The organism is Pseudomonas sp. B414 (assembly GCF_055408445.1).
In genome coordinates this window covers 26,260-33,271 of sequence record NZ_JBUZTQ010000048.1, presented here as the reverse complement: position 1 = coordinate 33,271, position 7,012 = coordinate 26,260, and the positions used below count along the sequence as shown (strand labels likewise).

General features: G+C 57.5%; 7 protein-coding genes. 4 read left to right on the top strand and 3 right to left on the bottom strand.

What is annotated here, in order from left to right:
* Positions 1-245: 245 nt before the first annotated feature.
* Both ACZRMH_RS24030 and rfaD read left to right on the top strand, forming a co-directional pair.
* Positions 246-1,022 carry a class I SAM-dependent methyltransferase gene (locus tag ACZRMH_RS24030; protein ID WP_464015596.1) on the top strand — a complete coding sequence of 259 codons (777 nt, stop codon included), beginning with the start codon at positions 246-248 and terminating at the stop codon, positions 1,020-1,022.
* Between the two features lie 70 nt (positions 1,023-1,092).
* Positions 1,093-2,082 carry an ADP-glyceromanno-heptose 6-epimerase gene (gene rfaD, locus ACZRMH_RS24025; RefSeq protein ID WP_464015595.1) on the top strand — a complete coding sequence of 330 codons (990 nt, stop codon included), beginning with the start codon at positions 1,093-1,095 and terminating at the stop codon, positions 2,080-2,082.
* A gap of 167 nt (positions 2,083-2,249) precedes the next feature.
* Here the strand turns inward: rfaD and tal are convergent, their stop codons facing one another.
* The 3 genes from tal to ccoN all read right to left on the bottom strand — a co-directional run bounded on the left by tal (position 2,250) and on the right by ccoN (position 5,037).
* Positions 2,250-3,173: a transaldolase gene (gene tal / locus ACZRMH_RS24020; RefSeq protein ID WP_464015594.1), complete on the bottom strand. Its 924-nt coding sequence runs from the start codon at positions 3,171-3,173 to the stop codon at positions 2,250-2,252.
* 147 nt (positions 3,174-3,320) lie between these two features.
* Positions 3,321-3,551: a hypothetical protein gene (locus tag ACZRMH_RS24015; RefSeq protein WP_464015593.1), complete on the bottom strand. Its 231-nt coding sequence runs from the start codon at positions 3,549-3,551 to the stop codon at positions 3,321-3,323.
* A gap of 58 nt (positions 3,552-3,609) precedes the next feature.
* Positions 3,610-5,037: a cytochrome-c oxidase, cbb3-type subunit I gene (gene ccoN, locus ACZRMH_RS24010; RefSeq protein WP_464015592.1), complete on the bottom strand. Its 1,428-nt coding sequence runs from the start codon at positions 5,035-5,037 to the stop codon at positions 3,610-3,612.
* A gap of 337 nt (positions 5,038-5,374) precedes the next feature.
* On the opposite strand from ccoN, the gene ACZRMH_RS24005 reads away from it, so the two are divergent.
* The gene (locus ACZRMH_RS24005) at positions 5,375-6,043 is read left to right on the top strand and encodes a DUF3313 domain-containing protein (RefSeq protein ID WP_464015591.1); all 669 of its coding nucleotides are present in this window, start codon (positions 5,375-5,377) and stop codon (positions 6,041-6,043) included.
* A gap of 195 nt (positions 6,044-6,238) precedes the next feature.
* A complete protein-coding gene (tpx, locus tag ACZRMH_RS24000) occupies positions 6,239-6,739 on the top strand; it encodes a thiol peroxidase (protein ID WP_019828950.1) in 501 nt (166 codons plus the stop codon).
* Positions 6,740-7,012: the final 273 nt, after the last annotated feature.

Genomic DNA, 7,012 nt, shown 5'->3' with positions numbered 1-7,012 from the left:
AAGTCATGGGAGAGGTGATGCAGGAAGCCTTGGCTATGCGGCATGATGCTCCGGCTTCAATTCAATAACCGTGTTGCACTCAGCTCCTGCAACCGCCGATATTTATAACGCTCAATGCCCTGATAATGACGGCTTCTTTTCGCGCAACCTGATGCTGGGCATGAAGTACCGCTTCTGACGACAGTTTCATGTCGTGCCTGCTCCGTGTCGGCTATGGTTAAAAACCACGAAAACGGAGGCAGGCAATGAGCGAATCAACCATCCATCACGCAGCAGCAGACGGTTACAAGCAGGGCGCCGACACCTATGTGCGCGGGCGTCCCGACTACCCAGCGGCTGTGGCGACCTGGCTGTCTGCAACCCTTGGCTTGCAACCCGGGCAGACCGTACTCGAAGTGGGCGCCGGCACCGGCAAGTTCACGGCACGGCTGTTGCAGACCGGCGCACGGGTAATTGTGCTCGAGCCGGTACCGGCCATGCTGGAAAAACTCTCCGCCAGCTATCCCGAAGTCGAAACCCATCAAGGCACGGCGCAAGCCATCCCTCTGGCCGATGCCAGTGTCGATGTGGTGGTGTGCGCCCAGGCTTTTCACTGGTTCGCCACCCATGAGGCCCTTGCCGAGATGCATCGCGTGCTCAAGCCCGGCGGCTGTCTGGGGCTGATCTGGAACCTGCGTGACGCCAGCGTGCCGTGGGTGGCGCAACTGGATGCGCTGGTCAATCAATGGCAAGGCGATGCGCCGCGCTTTTACACGGGGGCCTGGCGCCAGGCCTTTCCTTTTGCGGGGTTTGGCCCTCTGCAGGAGCAGCAATTCAGCCAGTCCCATGACGGCCCGGTCGAGGACGTGATTCTCAACCGTGTGCGTTCCACCAGTTTTATCTCGGCACTGGCCCTGGCTGATAGGGCACGGCTTGAGCAGCAACTGGCGGATTTTGTTGCTTCACAAGACGTGTTGAATCACGGCGCCAGCGTTAGCGTGCCGTATATTACCTCGGCATTTGTCACCCGCAAGGGCGCTTGATCTGCATCAAGGCTGTCGACCCGCACAGGCATAGTCTGGGCGCAATCCATGTTCCAGGAGGTTGCCAAAGATGAGCATCATCGTGACCGGAGCTGCAGGGTTTATCGGCAGCAATCTGGTGAAGGCCCTTAACCGGCGTGGCGAGCGTGACATTATCGCTGTCGACGACCTGACTGACGGCAACAAGTGCCGCAATCTGGCGGACTGCGATATCGCCGATTACTTTGACAAGCGTGAATTCGTGCAGCGCTTTGCCACCCATCAACTGGGCGAAGTGCGTGCGGTGCTGCACCAGGGTGCCTGTTCCAGCACCGTGGAAAGTGATGGCCGGTTGATGATGGACAACAACTACCGTTACAGCTGCGATCTGCTGCAAGCCTGTCAGGAACAGACGGTGCCGTTGTTGTATGCCTCTTCGGCGGCGGTCTACGGTGCCAACCGGGAGTTTCGCGAAGCCCGTGAGTACGAACAGCCACTGAATGTGTACGCCTATTCAAAATTCCTCTTCGATCAGCGCGTACGCCAGTTGCTGGCAAAGTCCCGTAGCCAGATCGTCGGCTTGCGCTATTTCAATGTGTACGGGCCCCGTGAACAGCACAAAGGGCGCATGGCCTCGATGGTCTGGCATTGTTTCAACCAGTATCGCGATCATGGCCATGTCGAGTTGTTTGGTGAGTACGGCGGCTACCCGGCGGGCGGGCATGAGCGTGATTTTGTCTCGGTGGAGGATGTGGTCAAGGTCAATCTGCATTGGCTGGACCATCCGCAAACCAGCGGCATTTTCAACCTGGGCACCGGGTGCGCCCGTTCATTCAATGATCTGGCACTGGCGACGATCAACAGTTTGCGTGCGGCCGAGGATCGTCCGCCGCTGACCTTGGAAACGGCCTTGCTGGATGGTGTGTTGCGCTACTGCGAGTTCCCCGAGGGGCTCAAGCACAAGTATCAGGTGTATACCTGCGCGGATCTGGGGCAATTGCGTGAAGCGGGTTATCGCGAGCCGATGCTGGGGCTGGAGGAGGGGGTAGGGCGGTATTGCAGGGAGTTACTGGCCCGCTGATGCCCTGTTGTAGGGGGGCCCACAATGGTCCTGTAATTCATCAGGCTTTATGTACGACGCAAATCCTGTGGGAGCTGGCTTGCCTGCGATGCGGGCGCCGCTGTCTGCCAGGCAAACCGCAGCGATCCGATCGCGAGCAAGCCCGCTCCCACATTGGGTTGCCGGGGTTATTTACCGGTCAACAACGCCTCAAGTTTTTCCTGGTCACGGGCAAACTGGCGAATGCCTTCGGCCAGTTTTTCGGTGGCCATGGCGTCTTCGTTGGAGGCCCAGCGGAATTGCGCCTCGGTCAGGTTCAGGCGTGGCTCGCCTTTGTTGCCCGGCGCCAGTTTGCGTTCTAGCTTGCCTTCGTCCAGAGCCAGTTTTTCCAGCAGGTCAGGGCTGATGGTCAGGCGGTCGCAGCCAGCCAGTTGCTCGATCTGGTTGAGGTTGCGGAAGCTGGCGCCCATCACCACGGTGTTGTAGCCATTGGCCTTGTAGTAGTTGTAGATGCGGGTTACGGACTGCACGCCCGGATCATCGGAGCCGGTGTAGTCAATGCCGGTGGATTTTTTGTACCAGTCGTAAATCCGGCCCACAAACGGCGAGATCAAAAACACCCCGGCATCGGCACAGGCAGCGGCCTGGGCGAATGAGAACAGCAGGGTCAGGTTAGTTTGAATGCCGTCCTTCTCCAGTTTCTCGGCAGCGCGGATGCCTTCCCAGGTCGAGGCCAGTTTGATCAGTACGCGGTCGCGGCCTACACCGGCCTTGTCGTACAGCTCGATCAACTGGTGGGCTTTTTTCAGCAGGGCCGGCTCGTCGAACGACAGGCGAGCGTCGACTTCAGTCGAAATACGCCCCGGAATCACGTTCAAGATACCGCTACCCACGGATACCGCGAAGTGGTCGCAGGCCTGGCCGACATCACCGTTGGCGTGGCTGATGGCGTTCTGCAGCAGCTCGGCATAACCGGGCATCGCGGCGGCCTTGAGCAGCAGTGACGGGTTGGTGGTTGCATCCACGGGTTTGAGACGGGTAATCGCGTCGAGGTCGCCGGTGTCTGCGACCACGGTGGTGAACTGCTTGAGTTGTTCCAGCTTGGAAGTCATGAGCGTCTCTGTCGGAAAGGTATTAATGGCAGTACAGATTGATTGCGTTGTCGATCAATAGTTCGCTGAACCAAGAATGCCGTTGAATACCCGCTCGATGCAACCAATGGTGCAGATTTAATCTGTCACCGTGCCAGTACCCGGATTTCACAATTCCAGCTTGCCCCAGTCCGGTTTGCGCGGCTCTGGTTCGCTGATCTGCACGGCATTTACGGTTTTGCCGGTGGCCCGTTCAACCCGGCGTGCCACTTGCGGGTCATCAGCAAAGGGCATCAGGCTGGCGTCGTCGATGTCTTTTGCGGTTTTGTGCTTCAGGCACCAGCTGACCGCACAGTAGAGGCTGATCACGGCGGCGCTGTTGAGGGCTATTTCGAGCATGGGAAGGGCTCCTTGCTGAGGGGCAGCGCAAGCCTTGCGGCCTGCGCGGCTAAGGGGGTCAGGCAATCCGGGCGGTCAGCTCGGCCTGCTGGAGATTGCCTACGCGTACCGTGCGCCAGACGTTGTAGGCCATCAGCAGCATGCCGCAGAGAAAGAACACCCCGCCCACCAGACGCACCACAAAGCCCGGGTGGCTGGCCTGCAAGGATTCGACAAATGAGTAGGTCAGGGTGCCGTCATCGTTGATTGCCCGCCACATCAGGCCCTGGGTGATGCCGTTGACCCACATCGAGGCGATATAAAGCACAGTGCCGATGGTGGCCAGCCAGAAGTGCAGGTTGATCAGCGGCGTACTGTACATCTGCTCGCGGCCGAAGATTTTCGGGATCATGTGGTACAGCGCGCCAAAGGTGATCATCGCCACCCAGCCCAGCGCCCCGGCGTGAACGTGGCCGATGGTCCAGTCGGTGTAGTGGGAGAGGGCGTTGACGGTCTTGATCGCCATCATCGGGCCTTCAAAGGTCGACATGCCATAGAACGCCAGCGACAGCACCAGAAAGCGCAGGATCGGGTCGGTGCGCAATTTATGCCAGGCCCCCGAGAGGGTCATCATGCCGTTGATCATGCCGCCCCAGCTGGGTGCCAGCAGGATAATCGACATGGCCATGCCCAACGATTGCGCCCAGTCCGGCAGCGCGGTGTAGTGCAAGTGATGGGGGCCGGCCCAGATATACAGGGTGATCAATGCCCAGAAATGCACGATGGACAGGCGATAGGAGTAAATCGGCTTGCCGACTTGCTTGGGTACGAAGTAGTACATCATCCCGAGAAACCCGGTAGTCAGGAAAAACCCTACGGCGTTATGCCCGTACCACCACTGCACCATGGCATCGGTGGCGCCGGCATACACCGGGTATGACTTGAACCAGTCCACCGGAATCGCCAGATGGTTGACCACATGGAGCATGGCGATCACCAGGATAAAGGCGCCGAAAAACCAGTTGCCGACATAAATATGCTTTGTCGTGCGCTGCACCACGGTGGTGAAAAACACGATGGCGTAGGCCACCCACACCACGGTCAGCCAGACCGCGCCGGTGAACTCGATTTCAGCGTATTCCTTGGTCGTGGTGTAGCCCAGGGGCAGGGTGACCAGCATGATCACGATCACCGACTGCCAGCCCCAAAAGGTAAAGGCCGCGAGTTTGTCCGAGTACAGCCGCACCCCGCAGGTACGCTGCACGGCGTAGTAGCTGGCGGCAAATTGCGCGCTGCCGGCAAAGCCGAAAATCACCAGGCTGGTGTGCAGTGGCCGCAGGCGGCCGAAGGTGGTCCAGGGCAGGTCGAAGTTCATTTGCGGCCAGGCCAGTTGCGAGGCGATCCATACGCCCATGGCCATGCCGACAACGCCCCACACCACGGTCATGATGGCGAATTGGCGGACGACCTTGTAGTTATAGGCCTGCCCGTTTAGTGCTGTGCTCATGCTCAAGTCTTCCACGGTTCAAAGTCCTGCCAGGCCTCGTGGTCTGGCGCAGGTTGAACTTTAGAAAGGTTGAAGAAAACAAAACAGATTCAGTAAATCAGAATTTATGCGGCGCAGATTTTATCTCTGTTTTAAGCATTTCTATTGAATCTGATCCTGTTTTATAAAGATATTTAATAAATAGCTATCAACTGATCTGTAGTGTTCAGATCTATGTGTATTGAGTGCTCTATCACATTCAACGTGGGATAAAACCTGCTGTTGCGGCGATTTTCCAAGGTTTGGCTATACCTATATGGGCGCGTTCCTACGGCTGCGCCCCTACAGGAGTTACAGCATGAAGCTTGGCTTAATGATTGGTACGTTGTGTGTTGCCTCAATCGCAATGGTCGGTTGTGCGAGCAAGGTCCAGCAACCGGATGAATACTCCGGATTTTTAAAGGATTACAGCCGCCTGAAAGAGGCCAAATCGCCCTCTGGCGCAGAGGTGATGCGCTGGGTTGATCCCAAGCTGAAGGTGAGCAAGTACACCAGCGTTTATGTTGAACCAACCCAGTTGTACCCGGCCCCCAAGCCGACAGAGAAAATCCCGCAAAGCACTCTCAATGGCATCACGCAATACTATGACCAGGCGCTAAAACGCGAAGTGAGCAAATCACTGCCACTGGCCAGTGGCCCCGGGCCGGGAGTGCTTGTGGTGCGGGCAGCCATCACTGCCGTCAGCAGCAAGACCGAGGGTCTGGCACCTTATGAGTACATCCCGGTAGCACTGGTGGCCGCGGCAGTGAGCACCGCGTCGGGGATACGTGACCAGGAAACCGAGCTGGCCACCGAGGCCGTGTTTATCGACGGGCAGAGCCAGGATGTGGTGGCCCAGGTGGTGCGCAAGGGCACCGGCAAACCCTTGGCCAACGACAGCCAGGTGATGAAGGCCGATGACGTGAAAAAGGTTATAGATGGCTGGGCAGCAGATATGCATCAGTCGTATCTGAAACTGAAAAAGTGAGCTGCCAGGCCACCTGTGGGAGTGTGGCTAACCTGCTCTCACAGGGCCTTTGATCACCACGCTTGGCTGAATGGATGTAGGAACCGTCTTTTTGTAATGGGAAGCATGAGATTTTATGTTCAGCCCATAGGTTAGCCCTGCTGATTCATGTTTAACTTCGGGCTCTTTTCCAACCTGTCAAAAAGGACATCGTTCATGGCTCAAGTGACGCTTAAAGGCAACCCGGTTCAAGTCAATGGCGAACTGCCTGCAGTAGGCTCCAAGGCTCCGGCGTTTTCGCTGGTTGCCGGTAATCTGTCCGATGTAACGCTGGCCAGCTTTGCCGGCAAGCGCAAAGTACTGAACATCTTCCCAAGCGTTGATACCCCGACTTGCGCGACTTCCGTGCGCACGTTCAACGCCCAGGCCAACGAACTGGCCAATACCGTGGTGCTGTGCATCTCGGCTGACCTGCCGTTCGCCCAGGCGCGTTTCTGCGGCGCCGAAGGTCTGGAAAACGTGCAAAATCTGTCGACCCTGCGCGGCCGTGAGTTTATCGAAAACTACGGCGTGGCAATCGCTGATGGTCCGTTGGCCGGCCTGACTGCCCGTGCAGTGGTGGTACTGGACGAAAACGACAACGTGCTGCACAGCGAGCTGGTTAAAGAAATCGCTGAAGAGCCAAACTACGAAGCAGCCCTGGCTGTTTTGAAGTAAGTCGTACTGCACTATCGAAACGGCCTGGCACCGAAAGGTGCCAGGCCGTTTTTTTTGCTCTTCTGTGGGGAGCTGCAGCGCACTTCAAACTTTGCAGGGATTATTGTGGGAGCGGGCTTGCTCGCGATGGTATCGCCTCGATTTGTCAGACACACCTTGTTGCCTGCATCGCGAGCAAGTCGAATCGTCGCACCGCCGCTCTCACATATTCGGTGTAAAGCCTGTCATCTTTCGCTCATCTCACCCCTATAACGTAAATAGCCGGTAAAGAAC

Excerpts from the sequence above, each read along its gene's own strand:
- ACZRMH_RS24030 (WP_464015596.1), top strand. The coding sequence starts at position 246 with ATGAGCGAATCAACCATCCATCACGCAGCAGCAGACGGTTACAAGCAG.
- rfaD (WP_464015595.1), top strand. The coding sequence starts at position 1,093 with ATGAGCATCATCGTGACCGGAGCTGCAGGGTTTATCGGCAGCAATCTG.
- tal (WP_464015594.1), bottom strand. The coding sequence starts at position 3,173 with ATGACTTCCAAGCTGGAACAACTCAAGCAGTTCACCACCGTGGTCGCA.
- ACZRMH_RS24015 (WP_464015593.1), bottom strand. The coding sequence starts at position 3,551 with ATGCTCGAAATAGCCCTCAACAGCGCCGCCGTGATCAGCCTCTACTGT.
- ccoN (WP_464015592.1), bottom strand. The coding sequence starts at position 5,037 with ATGAGCACAGCACTAAACGGGCAGGCCTATAACTACAAGGTCGTCCGC.
- ACZRMH_RS24005 (WP_464015591.1), top strand. The coding sequence starts at position 5,375 with ATGAAGCTTGGCTTAATGATTGGTACGTTGTGTGTTGCCTCAATCGCA.
- tpx (WP_019828950.1), top strand. The coding sequence starts at position 6,239 with ATGGCTCAAGTGACGCTTAAAGGCAACCCGGTTCAAGTCAATGGCGAA.